Consider the following 24,581-nt stretch of genomic DNA (forward strand, 5'->3'; position numbering starts at 1 on the left):
TTTTACTGAAACTGTGTATGAATAGATATTTACTTCTATTACTTATATTTAGTTGTCTTGCATGTGAATCCAACAAATCAGCGTCAAACAACATTTATTTTACAGGAGAAATTGTAAATCCAACGGACGAGTACGTCGTACTCTTCAAAGGAAGCGCGGTGATTGATTCTGCTAAATTAGACGGGAACAATAGATTCTCTTTTAATTTGGACAGTACAGATGATGGCCTCTACCATTTTAACCATGCCCCTGAATATCAGTATGTTTACCTTGAAAAGGGAGATACATTGTTGGTGCGTTTGAATACGCAAGATTTTGACGAATCCTTAGTGTTCTCAGGTACAAACGAAGAGGTAAACAACTTTTTATTAGAGTTGTTCTTAGCTAACGAAGAGGAAGAAAGGCTCATACGTAGGGAATATTTTAATTTTGAAGCAGATGATTTCCAAAAGGAAATAGATGCTTTGGCCGATAATAAAATAGAGGCGCTTAATGCCATTAAGTTAGAATCGGGCTTATCGGACAAGGCCTATGAAATAGCAAAAGCAAGTATTGATTACACCTACTACGGCTACAAGGAAATTTATCCTTTTGAGCATAAGCGAAAACTTAAGGAAAATACCCTGCATGAGGTAACGGACGATTTCTATGCGTATCGCAAGCACATTGACTACAATAACAAAAGTTTAATTTATCTACGCCCCTATTACGATTTCATGAAATCGCATTTTGGCAATTTGTCCTATATGACCTGTTCGCATTCTTGCGGTATAAAGGGTAATGTGGTAAACAATCAATTACATTTTAACAAACATAAACTGCATGTTATAGATAGCTTGGTGGTAGAAAAAGAATTACGTGATAATTTATTTAGGAACGTAGCCTTCAATTATCTCCTTAAAGAGCATGATGCACCTGAAAACAACAAGGTATTCTTGGATGAATTTGAGAAGGTTTCCCAAAATAACATGCATATTAAAGAAATAGAAAACCTGTATAACGGTATAAGAAATATTCAGGCTCAAAATAAGATACCGGCAATTCCCGTTGTTTCATTTGATGGTGTTACAACTACCCTAACCGAGATTTCTAAAGACAAGAAAGTAGTCTTCTATTTTTGGTCAGCTACCAATAAAAACCACTACAAGAATATTTTTAAGCGAGTGGATAAATTAGAGCAACTGAAAAAAGACCATACTTTTGTAGGTATCAACATAAAAACAGAACCAAATAATTGGGAGGGAATTATAAAAAATTTCAACTTGGACACGAGTACCCAATTTAGAACAGGCGATTTTGAAGGAATCACAAATCAGCTTGTCATCTACCCCATGAACAAATGTATTATTACGGAAGATACCCTTATTGTCGATGCGTTCTCCAACATTTACGAACGATTTTAGTTAAAGTTGTGCTAGTGGTTATTATAGGCCACTGTGACGTAAAATAAGTTGTTCATACCATTTTCCTGGCAAAAGTCTTTTTAGTACTATCGAGAAGCGCTGTAAAAAAGAGCCTACTTTGTAGTGCACCTTTGGGTTCTTGGTATTTATAATTTTATGGACTTTTTGGGCAACTAGCAAAGGATTGCCGCCACCGTCCACATCTTCATCTATTAAAGTCAATGTTGTGTTATAACTTTCTTTGTACGGGGAGTTTTGCAAAACCGGAGCATGATACCTACCTGAGGCAATGTTGGTCGCAAAATCTCCTGGAGCTAAGCTTGTTACATGAATCCCAAAGTCTTTGGTTTCCATTCGTAAGCTTTCCGTAATGAGTTCCATGGCCCCCTTCGTGGCGGAATAGATACCTCTAAAAGGTAGTCCCATATACCCAGCGATCGAAGTAATGTTAATTATCAATCCAGTATTTTGAATGCGCATTTGAGGTAGTACCGCTTTGATAACGTTCAAGGGTCCATTGAAATTGGTATCAAAAGCATTTAAAACTTCTTGGTTTGGAGTTTCCTCTAAAGGTCCAGTGATACCAATACCAGCATTATTTATAACGATATCCAGTCTTCCTTCAATGGTAACTAACTCAGAAATCGCTTTTTGTATACTTGTCGGATTTCTTACATCCATTTCTAATAACTTGAAATCAGAAAATCCTTTATAATTGTTCAAATTCCTAGTGGTGCCATAAACCTTATAATTCTTTGAACTAAGGTAACCTCCTATGGCCTTTCCTATTCCCGAAGAACCTCCTGTTATAAGTATGACTTTCTGCTCCATGACGGTTGCAAATTAACGAATTAAATTCAGATGAAACTATCAGTTGAAAAGTTGAAAAGAGTGCTTTACCATCAAATTAGTAGGGTCTGATTATGGCGCCTTAAAGGAAGTGTTTCCTTGACTTTAGCGCACAAAAAAAGGCAAGCTACCTACATCGCACCGCTACAACCATATACCCTTGCTGCGTTCCCACCCTGGGGGATTCTACAGGAGCTGGTCGTGTAGGACTTGCCAGCTGCAAATATACAATCTTTTAAAACTTTCCCAATCCTTTTTACATTCTAAATTTTATGAATAAATTGCTCTTTTATGTGCTTTCAATTTAAAAACAGCCCGGTTTTATTTACCCTACACTAAGATATATTCCTATGACCTATTTTAAACCCTTCTTTATCAGTACAATTGTATTACTTTTTATGGCCTGTGGTAGTGGAAACCAAAAACCGTCATCACTATTTGAAATCGTTTTGGAAGGAAACTCTACGTCCATAAAACAAAATGAAGCGCTAGGTGTAAGTGTAAAAAACCTAAAGGACAAATCCATTGACAATATCGTTTATTCGGTGGACGACGAGCAAATGCAGTTAAATGGAAACAAAATCAAGTTTGATATTCCCAAACTAGGGAATAAGGTATTAAAGGCGGATGTCACCTATGAAGGCAATACGGTAAGCGTAACCAAGAAAATTAAACTACTCGCCGCTACGGCCCCAGAAATATATACCTACACGATTATAAACGAATTTCCCCATGATACCAATGCCTACACGCAAGGTTTAGAGTTCTACAAAGATACCTTATATGAGAGCACCGGTAAGAGAGGTCGCTCTTTTTTAAGGAAGTTAGATTTTAAAACAGGTAAGGTATTTGAACAGATAGATTTGAACAAAACCTATTTTGGTGAAGGCATCACCATCTTACAGGACAGGGTATACCAGCTCACATGGCAAAGTGGATTAGGTTTTGTTTACGATGTAGACGGATTAAAAAAACTAGATAATTTCCAGTACGGAAAAAGTAGAGAAGGTTGGGGTTTGGCCAACGATGGAGAAAAAATTTTTAAGAGCGACGGTACCGAAAAAATATGGGTCTTGAATCCGGAAACACTTGGAGAAGAAGGATATATTGAAACCGTAACCAATTCTTCGGTATTCAATAGGGCTAACGAACTAGAATATGTAGACGGGAAGTTATACGCCAATGTATACCAAAAACCGAGCGTCATGATTATTGATAGTAATAGTGGCGCAATTGAAGGTGTCATTAATTTTGGAGGCTTAAGCGATAAGGTAACCAAAACGGATACTTGGGTAGCTACGGATAATGTATTGAACGGAATAGCTTACCACCCTACAAGAAAATCTTTTTTTGTGACCGGTAAGGACTGGGATAAGTTATTCGAAGTTCAAATTCAAAAAAAATAAGATGTCTTTCTACCAAAAGGAAATTGAGGTTTCCGCGGAGGATTTAGACGATTTAAATCACGTTAACAATGTGCGTTACGTGCAATGGATTCAGGATATCTCCAAGGAACATTGGGTAGCGAAAGCACCACAAAATATACAGGAAGAGGTAATCTGGGTGGTAATGACGCATTATATCGAATATAAATCTGCAGCTGTCCTAAACGACCCAATCTTATTAAGGACCCATATCAAAGACAGTAGTGGCGCCAAATGTACTCGTGTGGTAGAAATGTACAACAGCATAACAAATACCCTTTTAGTACGTTCAAATACAGAATGGTGCTTGCTCAACAGACAGAGTCTACGACCCATCAGAATCTCGGAAGAGATCAAGGCAATATTTTCCTAAATATTAATATACGTGCGGATTAAGGTTTTACTGGTTTTTCTTATAACAGGGCTATTCGTTTGGTTCAGCTCATGTAGAAAAGATTTTGAATATGCTCCCAGTGCGGGTAACCTTTCCTTTTCCAAAGACACCGTTTACTTAGATACTATTTTCAGCAATATTGGCAGCAGCACCTATAGTCTTAAAGTATATAATCCTACTAGGGACGATGTAATCATCCCAACCATTGGGTTACAGAACGGCCCAACCAGCGCTTACCGATTAAATGTGGATGGAGTTGCTGGCAAGACCTTTCAAAACATACCCCTAAATGCTCAAGACAGCCTGTTTATCTTCATTGAAACTACGGTGGATATTTCCGATAATGATTTGAATACATTGCTCTATACGGATGCCATTGAATTTGATGCTGGTAGTAACATACAAGAAGTACAGTTAGTGACTTTAGTTAAAGATGCCATATTCTTATTCCCCGAAACGGATGCCAGTGGAGAAACCGAAATGATAACCTTGGACTTTGATTCCGAAGGCAACCCAATACAAGTAGAAGGTTTTGAGCTCTCGGACACGGAATTGAATTTTACCGGTGAGAAACCTTACGTCATCTACGGTTTTGCCGTGGTGCCTGAAGGTAAAGAACTACTCATAGACCAAGGAGCAAGAATACACTTTCATAAAGATTCTGGGTTGCTGATAAAAGAAGGTGCTACCATGACCATGAACGGTGCGTTAAGTGATGACAGGGAACTTCTGGAAAATGAGGTTATTTTTGAGGGCGACCGTTTAGAACCCAGTTTTTCTGATATTTCAGGGCAATGGTCGGGCATATGGATAGCAAGGGGAAGTATTTCGAATGCAATTTCTTATACCACCATCAAAAATGCAACGGTCGGCTTATTTATAGAAGGTGACGGCGTCCTTGATACGCCTACCTTGACCATTAAAAACAGTCAACTCTATAACAACGCTAGCCACAATATTTGGGCGGAGACAGCTTATATAGAAGCGCAGAACGTAGTTTTAGGTTCGTCGGGTTCCTCTTCCCTATACTGTAGTCTTGGAGGTAATTATTCCTTTATCCACAGTACTATTGCCAACTATTGGAGCAATGGTTTTAGAGTTGATGCCGCTTTAGAAATTGATAATTTCATACCTAATCTTGACAATAATGCTAATAGTGCTCATCTGGTAAAGGCCGATTTTAGGAACTGTATCATTGCTGGAAATGGGTATACAGAGCTTTCCTTAACATCAAATGATGAAAACGATTTTAACTTTAATTTCTCCAATTGCTATATAAAGTTCGATGATATTTCCAATAGTTTTCAAACCGACCCTTTGTACGATTTTGAAAATAATTCCAATTATGAAAGTGTCATTCTCGAGGGAGATTTGGACTTTTTTAGGACCAATAGGAATGATTATAGAATTGGACTTGATGCTGAGGTAATCAATCAGGGAAATCCAGTGTTCTCCGCAGAAACACCGCTAGATATTCTCGGTATTGACAGAACATCCAATCCAGATTTGGGCGCCTATCAAGCTGGTGATAAGGAAGAAGAGTAATTTTATTGAAAGTTTTTTCTTTCAAATAGGAGGTTTCAACTCATTTTATAACAATATCCTCCATTTTTATAAGGTTTTCCTCGGTCAGTTTAGTGTTAGCAATTATTAACTTGCTGTAAGAACACTATTAATTTTGGAATACAATTACAGTATAATAGACTCGGATGCGGTCTCAAATTTGCAATTACAGGCATTTTTGGACGAGTATGGCGACTTTAGCTGTGTAGGAAACCTAAAGAGCCCGTCCGATGGTCTGAACAATATTCTCAAGTACACTCCAGATATTATTTTTGTTAATTTAAACGATAAGGCTTCTGCCCTATTTCAAATGGTTGTGGAATTGCATCAGTATGTCACCACCGTTCCCTTGGTCATCGGTATATCCAAAACAAAAGAGCATGCTTACGAAGCGATAAAAAATAATTTCTTCGATTATTGGTTGCTACCGTATAACGAGTTCGACATTAGAAAATCTCTACTCAAACTAAGGAAAAAGCTTCCAAAGGAGGCTACACCCCAAACCATATGTCTAAAATCCTATAATGATTTCCAATATCTGGACACCACGGATATTCTGTACCTACAAGCGGATAATAACACTACGGAATTTCACATGATAGGTGGCAACGTTACCCATGCGTACAAGACATTAAAAACGTTTGAAAAGCAGCTACCAAAAAACTTTGTGCGTATACATCAAAGTTATATCGTTAATACGGACTACGTTTCTAGAATAAATTTTGGGAAGTCTATCTGCGCCTTAAAGAAAAATAATAAAAGTCTTCCTTTTTCTAAAACTTACCGAGAGAACATGGATAATCTTAAAAAAATCCTTTCCCAAAACTCCGTTTCTAACTTAAATTAACAGATTCTCTCAAAACTAAGGCAAATACTCGTAGACCTTCTACAATCACTAGTTACGGGCTCTAATACAGTCTTTACCCCGTCATGCTTATTACCTTGGTAATATAATAAACGTTTACAAACTAAAAAATAAATAAACATGAAAAAGGTAATCAGCATTTTCGCAGTAGTAGCAATGGCATTTGGAGTAACTACTTTTGTAGTGGATAACAACTCAAACGAATTCGATTTTTTAGATGATATTAGTAGTATGATAGCTTGTGATGATTGTTCTGGGTCCGAAGATGACAGAGGAAAAGAAAAAAAAGCTTAAAATTTAATTTTAAAGATATCTAAAGCCTTGAAGAAAAACTTCAAGGCTTTTTTTTATCTTGTACCTAATGTTAAAAGGTAATCTGATAAAGTATAGAAAAAAGTTAAGAATAATTTCAGCTACTTTAATTACTGTATTCGTACAATTCGCTGTAGGACAAGAAAAAAAATTAAATCTATCAGAAATCACCAATGATAGTATAAATAGACTTATCCAATCATTTCAGAATAAAGTTGTCACAACCAAAGATGATTTTTTATGGCTAAAGGAGGCCTATGCTTTTACAAATTCCCTGAATAATGAACAACTAAAACTCAAACTAGTTTCCAAACTTTCCTTTAAAGGAATTCGTGCAGAGGACACTGCTTTATTTCGGAGGATAAACCGTTCTGCCATCAGCATGGGGCGTATTGCAAAAGATTCTGTAGTACTAGCGGAAGCCCATTGGGATTTAGCGGTGTTCTTCAAAAGAAAAAAGGTATTAGACAGCGCTTATTTTAATTATCTAGAAGCTCAAAAAATATATGAACAACTTAATGATAATTTAAATTCGGGTAAACTGCTGATGTTTACTGCCAGCATTCAAGAAAGTGTGAAAGACTATTTAGGTGCCGAAACGAATCTCATTTTAGCTATTGAAAGACTGAAAAGAACCGATAGCAATCGAAACTTATTCTTTGCCTACAATGATTTAGGTATAGTCTCTGAAGACTTAAGGCAGTATGAAAGGGCCATCGAATACTATAATGAGGCACTTTCATATGTTAAGAATTTAAAGAACGGTGAATCTTACCGAATTCGTGTAAAGAATAACGTCGGAATAGTTTATAGAGAAAGTGGCAAATATAGAAAAGCAATCGAAAAATTCGAAGAGGTATTAGGAACGCCAAATGCTGACAAAATAAATATCAGTTTATACGCAAAGGCCTTAAACAACCTAGCACTTTGTAAAATCCGTATCGGTGATACCATAGGTGCTGAAAGTAAGATAAAACGGTCCATGGTACTGAACGATAGTTTGGAATCAGGTAGCTTGGTTTCCTCCTATTATAGCATGGCGGAGTTAAGGCTTTTACAGAAAGACACCAGTGCTAGTATTGAATGGGCAGAGAAATCCTTACAATTGGCCCAGAAAAATGAGAACAATAAACGCATCTTGGAAAACCTTGCATTTTTGGCCAGAATTGATGCCGAAAAAGCTTCGGACTATGCGCAAAACTATATTGCACTTACCGATAGTCTTCAATTAGAAGAAAGGAAAATACGTAACAAATTTGCCCGTATCCGCTTTGAAACGGACGAGTTTATTGCAGAAAACGAAGAACTTGCCAAAGAAAAGGAAGTGCTTAGCCAGCAGAAACAAATGTGGACGGGGATTGCCTTGGGCTTCTTTTTGCTGGGGCTCTCCGTGTATATTATCATCAACCAAAGTGCTAAAAATCAAAAATTACGTTTTCTTCAACAACAGCAAGAAAATAATGAGGAGATTTTTAATCTTATGCTTGCCCAAAAACAGAAGGTGAATGAGGTGAAACGAATGGAACAGAAGCGTATTTCAGAGGAATTGCACGACGGGGTGTTGGGGAAAATGCTAGGAGCACGGATGGTTTTGACAGGTTTGAACAAAAAAACGGATTCCGAAGCTATAAAGGAGCGCTCTTCTGCAATCGTAGCCTTAAAGGATGTTGAAAATGAAATTCGCTCTATTTCTCACGAGCTTAGTCATTCCGCTTATACCAGAATCCATAATTTCGTAAATTCCATAGAGGCATTATTACAATCGGCGAAAGGGAACAACAATATAAATACCATCTTTAACTACGATGAGAATGAAGATTGGGACAGCTTGGTAGGGGATGTAAAAATCAATGTTTATCGCATTATACAAGAAACTTTACAAAACGCTGTAAAACATGCAGTCTGTAAAAATTTCTTTGTTAACTTTGAAAGAATAGATAACGAATTTGTCGTTACCATGAGGGATGATGGCAAAGGTTTTAAATTTGAAAAGGAGAAAAAAGGTATTGGCATGCGTAATATAAGGTCCAGGGTCAATAAGCTGAACGGCAATTGGAAAATAAGCTCAAAGCCCGGAAATGGAACCACTATTCAGGTCCAGATTCCTTTAAAGCCGAATTCGTCACTAAAGGACAATACTAAAAATCAACTACAGGACGTTTAAACTTGTACTAGTACAATTGTAAAATGGATACCATACGAATATTAGCGGTAGATGACCATGAGATGACGACTTTGGGATACAAGTATATCCTTGAGGAGCAGAAATTTGATGATTTTTCGGTAAAGGTAGAGATCGCAAAAAGTTTTGACAAGGCAAAGGAAAAAATTGAACTCTCCGCAAAGGCTCTTCCCTACGATATTATATTATTGGATATTCAACTATTTCCAGCGGGCTCAAAAGACCCAAGGACCGGGGTAGATTTAGGGGTTATAGCCAGAAATAGTGTCCCTACATCTAAAATAGTATTCATGTCGTCCTTTAGCGACAATTATAGAATAAATAATATATTCGTTACCGTAAACCCGGACGGGTATATGGTAAAATCAGAAATTGACGAACTGTCGTTGAAAACCATGGTGGAGACGGTTCTTCGTAATACGCCGTATTACACGTCTAGTGCATTGGTAGCAATCAGAAAAAAGATGGCCAATAATATTGTTATCGATAATCAAGACCAGAAAATACTTTATCATCTATCGTTGGGTGTGAACACAAGAGATATTGGACCCTTGATTTCTTCAGCAAATACGACCGTAGAGGCAAGAAAACGACAATTGAAAGCCATATTCGGTGTTAAAAAAGGTAATGATTTGGCGCTAATTGAAGAAGCAAGAAAAAGAGGATTTTTATAATTGTAAGTAAATTCTTTAATTATTATAATTTAATTCTTAATTTTTTTGATATAGCAAGGCATTTTATAATAATATCCTCCGAAAATCTAAGGTTTTCCTAGGTCGAACGAAATTTAATTAAACCTACCTTTATAATAGGATATTAAATAATTTCATTCGTTTATGTCGGCAAACTTAAATAACCAAAGTTCCTCAGATTTTTTACGTCCCTATGTCAATTTTGAAATCAACGGTCTGGACGACTACTTAAAGTTTCTTGGGTATCACTATTTTTCTGAAATCTCACTTAGAAATTACAATATCCACGAGAAAGGCATAGACATGGCACTAGACATGACTTGTAGCATAGATTTGTTAGAAATGCTTGCTCATTTTAATAAGAACAGATGGGGTAAAAGTAACAACTTATCAGATTCTCCACTTCTTAAGGGTTCCAATCATCTGGCGGAAGATAATCCGTCAATCGATTTAGATATTGAAGAACTAACACTTTTTCTAAATGACACCAGTATCATCATAAAGCGCACATCAGAAAAAACTATAGTGCAACAGTTTAATGGTATTATTACAGAACTTGCTAACCACTATATCTATTTTACCAGAGGGCTAACCGAAAAACCTTATGAAATTTTTATTCCGGTATTCGAAGATAATATTGACAATCCACCATTGGATACACCAAACAAAAAACCCCAAAGTTATTTTGACTTTTGGGGTATTTATCTGGAAACTCAGGAGGATGCTCTAATCTATGATTTAAACCGTAACACGTTCATCCCCGCTGATTTGGACTTATCTATGCACTAGGAATTGCTTTCCTTACGCGTTTTGAAGTATATTGAAAATAGGTCTTTCTCCCATCATGGCGTTGACCTCTTTCTTAACAGTATTGATTACGGCACTATCTCCTGGATTCGTAATTACCTTATCTATTAAGGAGACAATAATCTCCATATCGCTCTCTAAGAGTCCTCTAGTGGTTATAGCAGGTGTTCCAAATCTAATACCTGAAGTAACAAATGGTGATTTATCATCAAAAGGAACCATATTCTTGTTCGCCGTAATATCAGCAAGTACTAGGGCCTTCTCAGCATCTTTTCCTGAAATATTCTTGTTCCGCAAATCAATAAGCATCATGTGGTTGTCCGTACCTCCTGATATTATATGATAATCTCTATCAACAAAGGCTTTCGCCATAGCATCGGCATTTTTTTTCACCTGTTCCATATACTGACCAAATTCAGGCGTGAGCGCTTCGCCAAAAGCTACTGCTTTGGCTGCAATGATATGTTCTAATGGACCTCCTTGGTTTCCCGGAAATACTGCCAAGTCCAATAAAGCGGACATTTTTCTCAAATTTCCGTTCTTCAATCTAATTCCGAAAGGATTTTCAAAATCAGTTCCCATTAAAATGAGTCCTCCTCTTGGTCCTCTTAACGTTTTATGTGTGGTTGTAGTTACAATGTGGCAATGTGGCAATGGATTATTCAATAATCCCTTTGCAATTAGTCCAGAAGGGTGTGAAATATCCGCCAATAAAAGCGCGTCAACGCTATCAGCTATTTCCCTGAACTTTTTAAAGTCCATATCCCTTGAATATGCGGACGCACCTGCGATAATTAGTTTAGGTCGTTCTTTTGAAGCAATTTCCTGGATTTTATCATAGTTGAGCAATCCCGTGGCTTCGTCCACACCATAAAAAACGGGATTGTACAGTCTACCTGAAAAATTGACCGGCGACCCATGCGTTAGGTGTCCGCCATGCGACAAATCAAATCCTAAAATAGTATCTCCCGGCTTAAGGCAAGCATGATAAACCGCGGCATTGGCCTGTGAACCGGAATGCGGCTGAACATTGGCATAAGCCGCTCCGAACAACTCCTTTGCCCTATCTATGGCCAACTGCTCTACTTTATCTACAACCTCGCAACCTCCGTAATATCTTTTACCAGGATATCCTTCGGCATATTTGTTCGTTAGCACGGAACCAGAAGCCTCCATTACTTGTGGGCTCGTAAAATTTTCCGAGGCAATTAACTCAATACCTTCTATTTGACGTTGTCTTTCTTCTTCGATTAAATCAAAAATGCGATTATCCCTTTGCATGTCTTTTTGTAATTATTAATAAAGTATAAAAATACAAATACCTATTGGTTAATTGGAAAAATTACGCTTTTTGAGAAATAATTTATCAAACAAAAGTTAACAACTAAACGTATGTGTGGGATTAGGTAAAAAACGCCTACCTATGTATTTAAACGATTTTGTACTATTCTTCATCCTTTTGCGTTATAGCAAAAACCAATTATGGCATAGCTATTGAAATATGCTATGAAACTTTAAATATTATAGCCATGAAAAAAATTCTACTTTACAGCGTATTAGTTCTTTTATGTTCCTGTAGTGGAGTGAAAAGAACGCAGGAGGCCCTGAATACGGGAAACTATGATAGGGCTATTCAAAGGGCGATTGATAATATTGCGGAAAATAAAAACAAAAAGGGCAATCAGCCTTTTATAGCCATGCTAGAGGAAGCCTATAAGAAAAATACGGAAAGGGAGCTTCAACATATCAAATTTTTAAAAAAGGACGGTAATCCTGCAAATTTCGAGGAAATTTATACTACCTATTCCAGGTTAAGATCTATTCAACAACAGATAAGACCCTTATTACCTTTGCAATTATTCGATGAAAACAGGACCGCACAGTTCACTTTTAAGGATTATGATAATAATTTACTAGCTGCGAAGGATAAGCTATCGGTTTATCTTTACGATAATGCCGTATCGCTCTTGGAGAATGCCGTCTACAAAGCAGATTACAGAAAGGCCTACCAAGACCTAAAATATCTAGAGGAGCTCAATCCCAATTTTAAGGACGCGGTTCAAAAAATGGATATCGCTTATAGAAAAGGGATTGATTACGTAATGGTAGAAATGAACAATAGGACGAACAAGGTAATCCCTGTTAGATTAGAAGAAGAACTGCTAAACCTTAACACGTTTGGATTGAACGATTTGTGGACGGAATATCATACCAATAAGATTACTGACCAAGAATATGATTATGTAATGGAGGTTGCGTTTCAAGATATCAATATTTCTCCTGAACAAATCAATGAAAGACAGATTATCAAGGAAAAGCAGATAAAAGATGGTTTCAAATATGCACGAGACCAAAATGGAAATGTGGTGAAAGATAGTCTTGGCAATAAAATAAAGATAGATAATTTTAAGACCGTAAAAGCGGATTTTTACCAATTCACCCAATTCAAAAGTGCTCAGGTCACTGGTGTTGTTAGCTTTACCGATTTAAGAAAGCAGCAACAAATAAATCAATACCCCTTAGCTAGTGAATTCGTCTTTGAACATGTCTATGCGAACTATGATGGCGACAAACGTGCTTTGGATAATGATTTGATATCGCTCTTGCAATTGGCACGGGTACCTTTTCCCAGTAATGAACAAATGGTCTACGACGCCGGTGAAGATTTAAAAAATAATCTAAAGAATATTTTGAAAAGACAGCAGTTCAACTAATAAAAGGCTCCCACTCGGGAGCCTTTTTATATATATTGTTCCAAAGCAATTTCTGATATAGCACCATGGGAACTATGGGCTACCACTACTCCATTCTTAACAACCAATAATTGCGGTGATTGATGCATTACTTGAAATTTTTGTGCTACACCATTAGAGACTTCCCGGTGCGCATGTAGGTCCAAGAAATAAAAATCTGCCTGATTCGATTCTAAGGAGTAGCCAGAGGCAAACATATTCAGTACCATTCTACTAATACCACAGGTAGTAGAATGTTTAAAAATAAATTGTGGCTTTGCGGAAGATTTGGCTATTATTTCGTCCAATTGTTCAATACTCGTCAGAGCAACCCACGGTATTTCAGGCTTGCTTTTCTTACCCCCGCCATCTCCCTTTCCAAAAATACCTCCAAATAATCCCATAATTGTTTTTCCTTTTGGTCTGCAACTTTAGTCAACCTTACAAAAATGACTAAATGTCTTGTTAAATACCGATTTTAATGACATTTTGTCTTTAATGTTTAATTGGTAGAGTTGTTGCCATTTCAACATCAAAAATAAGATTCAATTTAAAAATACATATAATGAACTTTAATAATTTCACTATAAAATCGCAAGAAGCGATACGGCAAGCGCAACTATTGGCGCAATCCATGCAGCATCAGCAAATTGAGAATGAACATATTTTTAAGGCAATGTCCCAAGTGGAGGAAAATGTAATTCCATTTATCTTTAAGAAACTGGGACTCAACCTTAAATTAATCCAACAAATTCTCGATAAGGAGATGCTCAGCTTTCCAAAGGTAGAAGGTGGGGACATTATGCTTTCCAAAGAGGCAGGTAAAACCTTGAACGAAGCTACCATCACCGCCAAGAAAATGGAGGATGAGTACGTATCTATCGAGCATCTGCTTTTAGCACTGTTTAAATCGAAAAGTAAAATTGCACAAATCCTAAAGGATCAAGGAGTAACAGAGAAAAATATTGATGCGGCCATAAAAGAATTACGAAAGGGAGCCAACGTCACTTCCCAAAGTGCCGAAGAAAGCTACAATTCTTTAAACAAGTATGCCAAAAACTTAAATGAACTTGCAGATAGTGGAAAGCTAGATCCTGTTATTGGCAGAGATGAAGAGATAAGACGCGTACTTCAAATATTATCGCGTAGAACTAAAAACAATCCAATGTTAGTTGGCGAACCCGGTGTTGGTAAAACGGCTATAGCGGAAGGTCTAGCGCACCGAATCGTTCAAGGGGATATTCCGGAGAATTTGAAAGACAAAGTACTTTTCTCCCTAGATATGGGTGCTCTAATCGCTGGAGCCAAATATAAAGGTGAATTTGAGGGTCGCCTCAAAGCTGTCATTAAAGAAGTTACCGATGCCGAGGGAGAAATCATATTGTTTATCGACGAGATACATACGCTTGTAGGTGCGGGCGGTGGTGAAGGTGCTATGGATGCGGCCAATATTCTAAAGCCTGCTTTGGCAAGAGGTGAATTAAGAGCTATTGGTGCTACTACCTTGGATGAATATCAAAAGTATTTTGAAAAGGACAAGGCACTAGAAAGGCGTTTTCAAAAAATTGTAGTAGACCAGCCGGATACAGAAAGTGCAATCTCCATTCTTAGAGGGATTAAGGAAAAATATGAATCCCACCACAAAGTGCGAATTAAGGATGAGGCAGTCATCGCCGCAGTAGAATTATCCCAACGATATATTACCAACCGTTTTCTGCCGGACAAGGCGATAGACCTCATGGACGAGGCCGCTTCCAAATTGCGCATGGAAATCAATTCTAAACCAGAGGAACTCGATGTCTTGGACAGAAAAATTATGCAACTGGAAATTGAAATCGAGGCTATTAAAAGAGAGAATGATAAGCCAAAATTGCAAATTTTAAATCTAGAACTGGCAAATATCAAGGAGGAGCGAAATGAAATTTTTGCACAATGGGACAGTGAAAAGTCGGTAGTGGACCATATTCAGAAAACCAAAAAAGAAATTGAGGACCTGAAAGTTGAAGCGGAACGGGCAGAGCGTAATGGAGACTACGGAAAAGTAGCAGAATTACGTTATGGAAAAATAAAGCAGGCAGAGGAAAGTCTTGCTAAGTACCATAAGGAGTTACAGGAACAGCAGCAATCTGGCACATTGATAAAAGAAGAGGTTACCAACGAGGATATTGCCGAGGTAGTAGCAAAATGGACCGGAATACCGGTTACCAAAATGCTTCAAAGTGAACGCGAGAAACTATTGAACCTAGAGGATGTACTCCACAAACGGGTCATTGGACAGAATGAGGCCATTGAGGCGGTCTCCGATGCCATTAGGAGAAGTAGGGCCGGTTTGCAGGATAGCAAGAGACCTATTGGTTCTTTCTTGTTCCTTGGTACAACGGGGGTAGGAAAGACAGAGTTAGCCAAGACATTAGCATCATATCTCTTTGATGATGAGAGTGCCATGACTAGAATAGATATGAGCGAATATCAGGAAAGGCATTCCGTGAGTAGATTGGTAGGAGCCCCTCCTGGTTATGTTGGGTACGATGAAGGAGGTCAATTGACTGAAGCTGTTAGAAGACGCCCATATTCGGTGGTACTTTTGGATGAAATAGAAAAAGCGCATCCGGACACCTTTAATATTCTTTTACAGGTACTGGACGAAGGTAGACTTACGGATAATAAAGGAAGAGTAGCGGATTTTAAAAATACCATTATTATCATGACCAGCAATATGGGTAGTGAAATCATTCAAGAAAAGTTTGAAAATTCCAAGGATATCTTTAGTGCTACTGAATCGGCTAGAATAGAGGTTCTTGGTCTTCTGAAAAAACTGATTCGTCCTGAATTCTTGAACAGAATAGATGATATTGTTATGTTTACCCCTCTTAACGAGGACAATATCAAGGACATTGTAAGGCTCCAACTAGAGGCATTGAAAAAAATGCTGGAGAAACAACAAATTACCTTGGATGCCACGGAAGATGCCATTGCTTATCTCTCTAAAAAAGGGTTCGACCCGCAATACGGGGCAAGACCCGTAAAGAGAACCTTGCAAAAAGAGGTACTGAACAGTTTATCCAAAGGACTTTTAAGTGGTGATATCAAATCAGATAGTATCATTCTTCTAGACTCTTTTGATCACAGTTTGGTGTTTCGCAATCAGAATGACCTTGTCGTTTAAGGGAGAACATATTAAGAAAAAACGTCCTTTCCAGTTGGAAGGGACGTTTTTTTTATAAACAATATATACCATACAGTATAGATTTTCTATCTTCGTAAAAAACGACCAAACATGTCTACCAAAGCCGAAAGAACTACCACCTACATTATCAAAACAGTGGCACCCGTTTTTAATAAGCATGGTTACGTAGGCACGAGCATGAGCGATTTAACGGAAGCTACGGGACTCACTAAAGGAGCCTTGTACGGAAATTTTGAGAACAAGGAGGCCTTGGCCCTTTCTGCCTTCGAATACAACAGTAAAATTCTGTTGGCAGCTATCGATGAACAACTGAATCATCCCGGAAGCGCTTTGGACAAGGTCTTTAGTCTGACCGATTTTTATAAAAAATATGATATTTTCACCTTAGATATGGGAGGATGCCCCATACTCAATGTAGGTGTGGACGCCCAACATAATAATAGTTTACTGGCCGCAGCTTCAAGGGAGACCCTAAAGGAAATTGAGGGCAAACTGGCTCTTGTTCTGGAAAATGGCATTAATGCAGGTGAATTCAAGATTCCAGTAACTCCGCTGCAATTCGCAAAGCAACTCATAACCATGTTGCAAGGAGCAATAGCAATGGCCACCATCACAAAAGACCGAAAATATTTGCATAATACGGTGACTTATCTCGAGGTCTTGATTAAACGAGAGTTGAAGAACTAAACCCGTCAAAATCCTTTGTTACTCCTATTGATTTCTTCGTGGCGAATAAGCTCTTTGAACCATACGGCACTATTCCCCTACCACTCTAAAAATCCAAGTCTTTTCGGAGTACTGTCCATTAAATTTAGAATCCCTAGCTTTTCTTGCTTCATTAATTGAATCGTATCTTTTTAGGTAGACGTAATTATAGTTATTCAATTCTCTGTAGAATGATTTGGGTGCTAAGCCCTTCTTTTTTAAATCGGCCATGAAGGCGTAGAAATAGCGTTTGGTACCAAAGACATTAGCTATCAAATAATAGCCAGGTTCCAATAATCCCTCTGTTACCACTTCTTCATATTTTTCACCTGCCTGTGGGGTAACCACTTCCTTTTGACGCGCTAAGCGTTCTAGTTCTGCTTTCTTCTCTGCTGCTTCAGCTGCGGCCAATTGAGCTTGCGCGATAGAATCCTTTCGTTTTTGTCTAGCCAACGCAAGGGCCGTTTCTTCCGCTTTTTTAGCCGCTTGAATGGAATCCGTTTTTCTTTTTAGTTCTCTCCTAGATTCCTTCGCAGAGGTTTCAGCATTTCTATTCGCAACTTGAATAGAATCGTTCATTTGTCTTGTTATTTCCTTGTCAAGGCGCTTTTGTTCCCTATCCAGACGTCTTTGCTCCTGAAGTTTTTCTTTTTGTGCCAATGCTTCCGCTTTGGACAATTCTTCTTTAAGCTCCTTTTCTTTTTCAGTTTCAGCAGCAATCAGTTCTTCTTCCTTCTTCTCTGCGTCAGTTTCTATTTTACCTAATTTATATGCAGTAACTATTTCAAAGGACGGGTCTTTACCGTCCAGTTCAGAACCGATACCAAACTCAACAATCGCTCCGATTGACAATCGTTTAAAGAAACGACCACCAGCACCACCTGATACACCATAGAAGCTATTATAACCTCCTTGGGCCCAAAATTTACTGGTAGACAGCACGGAATTAAATCCTATTTGAGTGTCAAGTCCCGGAATCGTTTTAAAATAAACCGCGGGACGTAAAAAGGAATTGCCATCGGCATTTAAAATACCTACAGGAATATCATAACTGGCCAGTCCAAAAAACATTCTATCGTCAGGGCTGGTATTTCTTTCGTTGGTCGTAAAATTATAATCGAAGAGGTTCTCTGAAACGAAACCAACGCTAAATTTATCCACTCTTAGATTGATTCCAGGAGCCAGCTGTAAAATAAAATCGTTAGTAGGCGTTCTCTGAAACGGATTTGGTTGAATAAAACGTTGATCTGCGAGTTCTTGCTGATATCCAAATAAATTGAGACCTACTCCAAGCGTCATCTTAGGACTAAGTTCTATTTTGTAGGCATAGTTCAAAGCGGCACCAGTATTAAGAAATATACCGGTATTATGTTGAAAAAAGCCTGCGGCCGCAGAGGAGGCAGGATTTATTCGCGTCGTATAATTCAAAAAAAGTGAGGTAGGGTCCGCATCTATTGTCTGCCATTGCCATCGAGACCAAAATGCTATAGAAGATGGATTGTTCCTATCCAAAGAATACGCAGGATTTAACAAGCTTGAATTATAATCAGTAAGATTCTGTTGTCTAAAATCCCCAGGTAACGATGGCTCCTGGCCATGAATGCCAAGAACTACAAACAGAATAAGAAGTGCCCCACAAAAATTTTTCATATGCAAAAAAACAAAAAATAGCCTATTTATAGTACTATTTTCCTGTAATTTTGGTTTTAATAATTAGCATTTCAAAATATACCGATGAAAACAATTCAGATATTAACCATAAGCTTTGTACTACTTTTTATATCCTGCAAGGAAGATAAGCCAGCAAGCAACGAACAGGAACCCGTCACAATAAGTACGTTCTATCTGATAAGACATGCTGAAAAGGACAGAAGTGACTCAGAAAACGCGGATCCTGAACTAACCCAAAAAGGATTGGGCCGAGCTATGCACTGGGCAGAAATACTTGATGAAGTTAATCTTGATGCGATTTATACGACCGACTTTAATAGGACATCTATGACGGCAGCTCCCACATCGGTTAAAAAGAATATCGATATTCAGTACTATGACCCTAGAACAATTGACATAGCGCAATTTAAAATGGACAATCTAGGAAAAAAAGTACTTGTAGTAGGTCATAGTAATACTACGCCAGACTTTGTCAACAAACTCATTGGAGAGGAGAAACATGGTCAGATAGACGATAGTGAAAACGGTAATCTGTACATAGTTCAATTAGTGAATGATATCGCTACGGATTCCAAACTTAACTTCAATTGTAACTGTCCGGAGTAACCTTTATATTTTCCAATTTAATTTCTGAGAGTAACTCTAAGCCATCATTAGTGTATAGACTATCAATACTGGAAATGGGTGTAGCTGTGTTTGGGCTTTTGTAATTTAAATAGTCTACAAAACGTATTCCCTTAACTATTCTTTCGTTATAAGCAACCCTGAAGCGCTGTCCTCCCCCATCAACATGAAATTCATATGCTAAATAATCTGGCTTATATGTTTTGGTATTGAACCAATAGATATAGATATCATCAAAATCGTCTCCGCCACCTTTTTCATTGAACGTGACTTCTATTTCATAATATTCTGCGGCACCTATCGTAGCCATGCCAAGAAATCTTTTTTGCACAGCCTTATCATTAAGTCCATAAGGCAAATAAGCAAAATAATGCACGGAGTTAACGGCGTTAGAATAGGCCGTGGCCAGCGTATCGGGAAGTATTACGAGAGTATCGTTCACGAAACGTTCAAATCCGTTTGGAGACCGGACATCAAGAATTTCCGTAGAATCCGTCAAAATTTTTCTTTGAAGAATCTTTTGGTTTCCCTGAGGAATGGATTGATATTTCTTACCCCTAAAATCAAATGAAATGGTATTATACAAATAGTTTTCACCTCCGCATATCTCAATACTTCTGTCGACAATTTCTTGAGCGGTAGGTTCAATTTTAGCTTCTTTACAACCAATAAATAATACGATACCCGTGAGAAGAAGGATTCTATACATGAATAAAGACTTTAGTTAGGAACAACATCAAATTTGTCTGTATACAAAGGAAACATTTTAATTCCTTTTAAAATCAAAGCCGATTATATAATTGTTCCTATTTTTGTCCACAATGCAGAAGAACATCAACATAAAGAATAAAAAAGCACGTTTTGAATACGAGCTTCTAGATAAGTATACCGCAGGTATTGTCTTAGCCGGTACGGAAATTAAATCCATCAGATATGGAAAAGCTTCAATTTCCGAGAGTTTTTGTGAATTTAATGAGCGTGGTGAGCTTTTCGTCATCAATATGCAAATTGATGAATATTCCCATGCATCGCATTTTAACCACAAACCAAAAGCTGAGCGTAAATTATTGCTTCAAAAAAGAGAATTAAAAAAACTGCATAAAGAAGTCAAAGCTTCGGGACTTACTATTGTGCCATTAAATTTATTTCTTAACGACCGCGGTCTTGCCAAGATACAGATAGCCCTAGCAAAAGGTAAAAAGCTTTATGACAAAAGGGAGTCTATAAAGGACCGTGATAACAAGAGAGATTTGGCACGAATTAAGAAAAGCTTCAACAACTGATTTTAATTCTTATCCTCTAGTAAGGGCACAAATTTGAAAGAACCATAGGTGCTCTTCTCAAATTCCTTAGCCGTTGTACGTGCGTACAGGGTCATAATTTGCTCCTCAAAACCCACTGGGATAACCAATCTACCCCCTACTTTTAACTGTGAAAGTAGCGCTTTGGGCACTTCTGGAGCGCCGGCAGTTACAATAATTTTATCAAAAGGTGCATTTTCAGGTAGTCCCTTATAACCATCGCCAAAAATAAATTTTTTAGGCCTATAACCCATTTTCTTAAAGAAAAGACTGGTTTTTTTGAACAGCTCTAATTGCCGTTCAATGGTATAGACCTTAGCCTTACACTTTAAAAGGACCGCGGTCTGGTAACCACTCCCTGTCCCTATTTCCAAAACGGTCTCATTGGGTTTCAACTCCAAGAGTTCCGTTTGAAAAGCAACCGTGTATGGCTGGGAAATGGTTTGGTTAGCTGCTATGGGAAAAGCTTTGTCTTGGTAAGCATGTCCTTCAAAACTGCTATCCATGAACAGATGTCTCGGTGTATCTCGTATGGCATTTAGAACAACCTTATCGGCTATTCCCTTGGATATCAACACTTCTGCGAGTTGATTCCGCATTCCCCTATGTTTTAAGGTATCTTTCAATAGTAGTTGGTTTGGAAACCAAAGTTAGGAAAGTTCCTTTTTCTTAAAGAAGAAGTTTCAAAAAACTTGTAAGTAATCCGGAAATTTAAAAAGACCATTAAAGACATCTTATCAAAGTATGCTTATTTTTGATAAAAAGTAAAAACTATGCTGAAAGTTGGTGTTTTAGGAGCGGGACATTTAGGTAAAATTCATCTTCGTTTGCTAAATGAATCTAAAGAATATGAATTGGTAGGTTTTTACGACGCCGATATCATGAACGGAACGGCCGTAGCCGAGGAATTTGGTTATACCTACTTCAAGAACATGAACGATTTAATGGACGCGGTTGATGTAATCGATATCGTCACCCCTACGCTTTCGCATTATGACTGCGCCAAAAAGGCGATAGAAAAAGGAAAACATATCTTTATCGAGAAACCGATTACCACCACTTACGCGGAAGCTGAACATTTGTTAGCGCTTGAAAAAGAACATCACATTAAAGGTCAGGTAGGTCATGTAGAGCGTTTTAATCCGGCGTTTACCGCGGTCAAAGATGCTATTCACGAACCTATGTTTATTGAAACGCATCGTTTGGCGGAGTTTAATCCTAGAGGAACCGATGTGCCGGTTGTACTAGATTTAATGATTCACGATATAGATGCCATTTTAAGCGTGGTAAACTCGGATGTTAAACAAATAAACGCCAGCGGTGTATCCGTCATCAGTAAATCCCCCGATATTGCGAATGCCAGATTAGAGTTTCAAAACGGTTGTGTTGCCAACCTGACGGCGAGTAGGATCTCCTTGAAAAATATGCGTAAATCACGTTTCTTTCAAAAAGATGCCTATATATCGGTAGACTTTCTAGAAAAAAAGGTAGAAGTGGTTAAAATGAAAGATGCCCCGGAAGCACCTGGAAAATTTGATATGGTGTTGCAGAATGCCGAGGGTTTAAAAAAGCAGATTTATTTTGAGAACCCTAAAATTGAGGCAAATAACGCCATATTGGACGAACTGGAATCGTTTGCAGATGCTATTAACAATAACACAACTCCCGTGGTAAGCCTTGAACAAGGAACACAGGCCTTAAAAGTAGCTTTACAGATTATTGAATCTTTTGACACCAAGGAAATATGAAAAATATAGCTGTCATAGGTGCCGGTACCATGGGGAATGGAATCGCCCATGTTTTTGCACAAAACAACTTTAGTGTGCATCTTATTGATGTCTCACAGGAAGCTTTAGATAAAGGTCTCGCTACCATATCAAGGAATTTGGATAGGATGGTGACCAAGGAAAAAATTACTGAGGCGGACAAGTTAAAAACCTTAAAAAACATTACACTGTTTACAGCTTTAGAGAAAGGCGTGCAACATACCGATTTGGTCATAGAGGCAGCCACGGAAAATATTGACCTTAAGCTTAAAATTTTTAGGGAATTGGATAAATATTGTGGGGAAGGTACCATTTTAGCGACCAATACCTCGTCTATCTCCATCACACAGATTGCAGCGGTTACCAATAGACCTGAATCCGTAATAGGGATGCACTTTATGAATCCGGTACCGATAATGAAATTGGTAGAAATCATAAGGGGTTATAACACTTCTGACGAGACCACGAATACCGTAATGGCGCTTTCCGAAAAATTAGGAAAAACCTCGACCGAGGTAAACGACTATCCCGGATTTGTTGCCAATCGAATTTTAATGCCCATGATAAATGAGGCAATAGAGACCCTACATCACGGTGTGGCGGGGGTTTTTGAAATTGATACGGTAATGAAATTGGGTATGGCCCACCCCATGGGTCCCCTGCAACTTGCAGATTTTATTGGATTGGATGTTTGTCTATCAATATTAAAAGTGATGTACGACGGCTTTAAGAATCCGAAATATGCACCATCCCCCCTATTGGTAAATATGGTAACGGCAGGTAAATTAGGTGTAAAATCTGGAGAAGGTTTCTATGATTACAGCACTAAAAGTAAAGCCGAAGTAGTTTCCAATCAGTTCGACAAAAAATAAATGGCTACCGTAAAACCTTTTAAAGCCATACGACCTACAAAGGACAAGGCTCCTTTTGTAGTTTCTAGATCATACCAAGAATATTCAAAAAAAGAGTTGAACGCCAATCTAAAATTCAACCCGTTTTCCTTTTTGCACATTATAAATCCGGGTTATAAGTTTGATAAGGAAGTGACTGGTACCGAACGTTTTTCCTTAGTCTACAATCGATATCTAGAGTTTTTAGAGGATGCTATTCTTAAAAAAGACAATACCCCTGGTTTTTATCTGTACGAAATTGAACAGAACAGATTAAAGTGTAGTGGCTTGTTTTGCGCTACCTCCATAGCGGATTACAAAAATGACATCATTAAGAAGCACGAGGATACCATTAAACGAAGGGAACAATTATTTGCAAACTATCTGAATACTGTAAAGTTTAATGCTGAACCCGTTTTAATGACTTATGAGGATAAAGAGGCCATAAGCGTCTTGTTAGCGCGAGAAAAGCAAAAAACGCCAGAATATCATTTTACCACAACCGATAAGGCAACGCATAAGCTTTGGGTGATTGCTGATAAAAAAGTCACAACCCAAATACAAGACTATTTTAAAGAGGTAGATACGTTATATATTGCTGACGGGCATCATAGAAGTGCCTCTTCCTATTTATTATCCAAGATGATGGACGATAAGAAAGAAGGAGACGATAAAGCTTCGGACTATTTTATGAGTTATCTCATCCCGGAGTCCGAAATACAGATATTTGAATTCAATAGAATGGTCAAAGACTTGAACGGACTCTCCAAAGAGGAGTTTCTTATTCGTTTGGATACCTATTTTAGAATCGAAAATAAGGGCGCAATGCTGTACAGACCCACCAAAAAACATCATTTTAGCATGTATTTGGACGGTGAGTTCTACTCGCTCTACTTGCGGAAGAAGGTTTACGAATTTACGGACCCGCTTAGTGCTTTGGACACACAGATTCTCTACAAGACCGTATTACAGCCTATTCTAGGTATTTCGGATTTGCGTAACGATGAACGTATTACATATGGTTATGGAAAACACAACATTATCCGCATGAAAGACGAAATTGATGCGCTTAAATACAAGGTTGGCTTTAGCATGTTGCCCGTGACCATATCAGAAATAAAGGAAATTGCAGATGCGGGTCTCGTTATGCCCCCAAAGAGTACCTATATTGAGCCAAAGCTAAGAAGTGGCATGGCCATTTACGAATTATAATA

Annotated in this window: 23 protein-coding genes and 1 other RNA gene; 17 read left to right on the forward strand and 7 right to left on the reverse strand. The window is 38.0% G+C overall.

Features of this window, described 5'->3' with window-relative positions; all coding sequences use genetic code 11:
• Positions 1–17 precede the first annotated feature (17 nt).
• Positions 18–1,403, forward strand: coding sequence for a TlpA family protein disulfide reductase (locus tag BFP77_RS16200; protein ID WP_099575083.1), 1,386 nt, complete (start codon positions 18–20; stop codon positions 1,401–1,403).
• A gap of 21 nt (positions 1,404–1,424) precedes the next feature.
• Here the strand turns inward: BFP77_RS16200 and BFP77_RS16205 are convergent, their stop codons facing one another.
• Complete coding sequence (locus BFP77_RS16205) at positions 1,425–2,234, reverse strand: SDR family oxidoreductase (RefSeq protein ID WP_099575084.1); 810 nt, start codon at positions 2,232–2,234, stop codon at positions 1,425–1,427.
• Positions 2,235–2,369: 135 nt separating this feature from the next.
• An RNA gene (gene ffs, locus BFP77_RS16210) (signal recognition particle sRNA small type) lies at positions 2,370–2,468 on the reverse strand.
• Positions 2,469–2,602: 134 nt separating this feature from the next.
• Here ffs and BFP77_RS16215 point away from each other — a divergent pair.
• From BFP77_RS16215 to BFP77_RS16245, 8 genes are all read left to right on the forward strand, one after another.
• Positions 2,603–3,658 carry a glutaminyl-peptide cyclotransferase gene (locus BFP77_RS16215; RefSeq protein ID WP_099575085.1) on the forward strand — a complete coding sequence of 352 codons (1,056 nt, stop codon included), beginning with the start codon at positions 2,603–2,605 and terminating at the stop codon, positions 3,656–3,658.
• A gap of 1 nt (position 3,659) precedes the next feature.
• A complete protein-coding gene (locus tag BFP77_RS16220) occupies positions 3,660–4,049 on the forward strand; it encodes an acyl-CoA thioesterase (protein WP_099575086.1) in 390 nt (129 codons plus the stop codon).
• Positions 4,050–4,061: 12 nt separating this feature from the next.
• Entirely contained in the window at positions 4,062–5,615 is a 1,554-nt protein-coding gene (locus tag BFP77_RS16225) for a hypothetical protein (RefSeq protein WP_099575087.1), read from the forward strand.
• Between the two features lie 133 nt (positions 5,616–5,748).
• Positions 5,749–6,480 carry a LytR/AlgR family response regulator transcription factor gene (locus tag BFP77_RS16230; protein WP_099575088.1) on the forward strand — a complete coding sequence of 244 codons (732 nt, stop codon included), beginning with the start codon at positions 5,749–5,751 and terminating at the stop codon, positions 6,478–6,480.
• Positions 6,481–6,618: 138 nt separating this feature from the next.
• Positions 6,619–6,792 carry a hypothetical protein gene (locus BFP77_RS17065; protein WP_180272379.1) on the forward strand — a complete coding sequence of 58 codons (174 nt, stop codon included), beginning with the start codon at positions 6,619–6,621 and terminating at the stop codon, positions 6,790–6,792.
• A gap of 67 nt (positions 6,793–6,859) precedes the next feature.
• A complete protein-coding gene (locus BFP77_RS16235; protein WP_099575089.1) occupies positions 6,860–8,974 on the forward strand; it encodes an ATP-binding protein in 2,115 nt (704 codons plus the stop codon).
• A gap of 23 nt (positions 8,975–8,997) precedes the next feature.
• Complete coding sequence (locus BFP77_RS16240) at positions 8,998–9,666, forward strand: response regulator transcription factor (protein ID WP_099575090.1); 669 nt, start codon at positions 8,998–9,000, stop codon at positions 9,664–9,666.
• A gap of 162 nt (positions 9,667–9,828) precedes the next feature.
• On the forward strand, positions 9,829–10,473 hold the full coding sequence (locus tag BFP77_RS16245) for a hypothetical protein (protein ID WP_099575091.1): 645 nt from the start codon (positions 9,829–9,831) through the stop codon (positions 10,471–10,473).
• Between the two features lie 12 nt (positions 10,474–10,485).
• On the opposite strand, the gene glyA is transcribed toward BFP77_RS16245, so the two are convergent.
• The gene (glyA, locus tag BFP77_RS16250; protein ID WP_099575092.1) at positions 10,486–11,772 is read right to left on the reverse strand and encodes a serine hydroxymethyltransferase; all 1,287 of its coding nucleotides are present in this window, start codon (positions 11,770–11,772) and stop codon (positions 10,486–10,488) included.
• Between the two features lie 248 nt (positions 11,773–12,020).
• Here glyA and BFP77_RS16255 point away from each other — a divergent pair, with 248 nt between their 5' ends.
• Entirely contained in the window at positions 12,021–13,205 is a 1,185-nt protein-coding gene (locus BFP77_RS16255; RefSeq protein ID WP_099575093.1) for a hypothetical protein, read from the forward strand.
• 26 nt (positions 13,206–13,231) lie between these two features.
• Here BFP77_RS16255 and ytxJ read toward each other — a convergent pair whose 3' ends face one another.
• A complete protein-coding gene (ytxJ, locus tag BFP77_RS16260; protein WP_099575094.1) occupies positions 13,232–13,627 on the reverse strand; it encodes a bacillithiol system redox-active protein YtxJ in 396 nt (131 codons plus the stop codon).
• A 161-nt stretch (positions 13,628–13,788) separates the two neighbouring features.
• Here ytxJ and clpB point away from each other — a divergent pair, with 161 nt between their 5' ends.
• Together clpB and BFP77_RS16270 are read left to right on the forward strand one after the other, a co-directional pair.
• Positions 13,789–16,389, forward strand: coding sequence for an ATP-dependent chaperone ClpB (gene clpB / locus BFP77_RS16265; protein WP_099575095.1), 2,601 nt, complete (start codon positions 13,789–13,791; stop codon positions 16,387–16,389).
• Between the two features lie 111 nt (positions 16,390–16,500).
• On the forward strand, positions 16,501–17,097 hold the full coding sequence (locus tag BFP77_RS16270) for a TetR/AcrR family transcriptional regulator (RefSeq protein ID WP_099575096.1): 597 nt from the start codon (positions 16,501–16,503) through the stop codon (positions 17,095–17,097).
• Positions 17,098–17,166: 69 nt separating this feature from the next.
• On the opposite strand, the gene BFP77_RS16275 is transcribed toward BFP77_RS16270, so the two are convergent.
• Positions 17,167–18,765 carry a PorP/SprF family type IX secretion system membrane protein gene (locus BFP77_RS16275; protein ID WP_099575097.1) on the reverse strand — a complete coding sequence of 533 codons (1,599 nt, stop codon included), beginning with the start codon at positions 18,763–18,765 and terminating at the stop codon, positions 17,167–17,169.
• A gap of 84 nt (positions 18,766–18,849) precedes the next feature.
• On the opposite strand from BFP77_RS16275, the gene BFP77_RS16280 reads away from it, so the two are divergent.
• Positions 18,850–19,392, forward strand: a complete 543-nt coding sequence (locus tag BFP77_RS16280; RefSeq protein WP_099575098.1) for a SixA phosphatase family protein — start codon at positions 18,850–18,852, stop codon at positions 19,390–19,392.
• Here BFP77_RS16280 and BFP77_RS16285 read toward each other — a convergent pair.
• Positions 19,370–20,119: a DUF6503 family protein gene (locus BFP77_RS16285; RefSeq protein WP_099575099.1), complete on the reverse strand. Its 750-nt coding sequence runs from the start codon at positions 20,117–20,119 to the stop codon at positions 19,370–19,372. The two genes, BFP77_RS16280 and BFP77_RS16285, sit on opposite strands and share 23 nt — an antisense overlap.
• Before the next feature lie 112 nt (positions 20,120–20,231).
• Here BFP77_RS16285 and smpB point away from each other — a divergent pair, with 112 nt between their 5' ends.
• Positions 20,232–20,693 (forward strand): SsrA-binding protein SmpB, encoded by a 462-nt coding sequence (gene smpB, locus BFP77_RS16290; RefSeq protein WP_099575100.1) that lies wholly within the window; start codon positions 20,232–20,234, stop codon positions 20,691–20,693.
• 2 nt (positions 20,694–20,695) lie between these two features.
• On the opposite strand, the gene BFP77_RS16295 is transcribed toward smpB, so the two are convergent.
• Positions 20,696–21,337 (reverse strand): protein-L-isoaspartate(D-aspartate) O-methyltransferase, encoded by a 642-nt coding sequence (locus BFP77_RS16295; RefSeq protein WP_099575101.1) that lies wholly within the window; start codon positions 21,335–21,337, stop codon positions 20,696–20,698.
• Positions 21,338–21,484: 147 nt separating this feature from the next.
• Here BFP77_RS16295 and BFP77_RS16300 point away from each other — a divergent pair, with 147 nt between their 5' ends.
• From BFP77_RS16300 to BFP77_RS16310, 3 genes are read left to right on the forward strand one after another with little or no spacing between them, the layout of a single operon-like run.
• Complete coding sequence (locus tag BFP77_RS16300) at positions 21,485–22,459, forward strand: Gfo/Idh/MocA family protein (protein WP_099575102.1); 975 nt, start codon at positions 21,485–21,487, stop codon at positions 22,457–22,459.
• Positions 22,456–23,349, forward strand: coding sequence for a 3-hydroxyacyl-CoA dehydrogenase family protein (locus BFP77_RS16305; RefSeq protein WP_099575103.1), 894 nt, complete (start codon positions 22,456–22,458; stop codon positions 23,347–23,349). Before BFP77_RS16300 ends, BFP77_RS16305 begins: the two co-directional genes overlap by 4 nt.
• Entirely contained in the window at positions 23,350–24,579 is a 1,230-nt protein-coding gene (locus BFP77_RS16310; RefSeq protein ID WP_099575104.1) for a DUF1015 domain-containing protein, read from the forward strand.
• The last annotated feature ends 2 nt before the right edge of the window (positions 24,580–24,581 follow it).

Origin of the sequence: Maribacter sp. 4U21 (assembly GCF_002742365.1) — a bacterium.
Lineage (GTDB): Bacteria > Bacteroidota > Bacteroidia > Flavobacteriales > Flavobacteriaceae > Maribacter.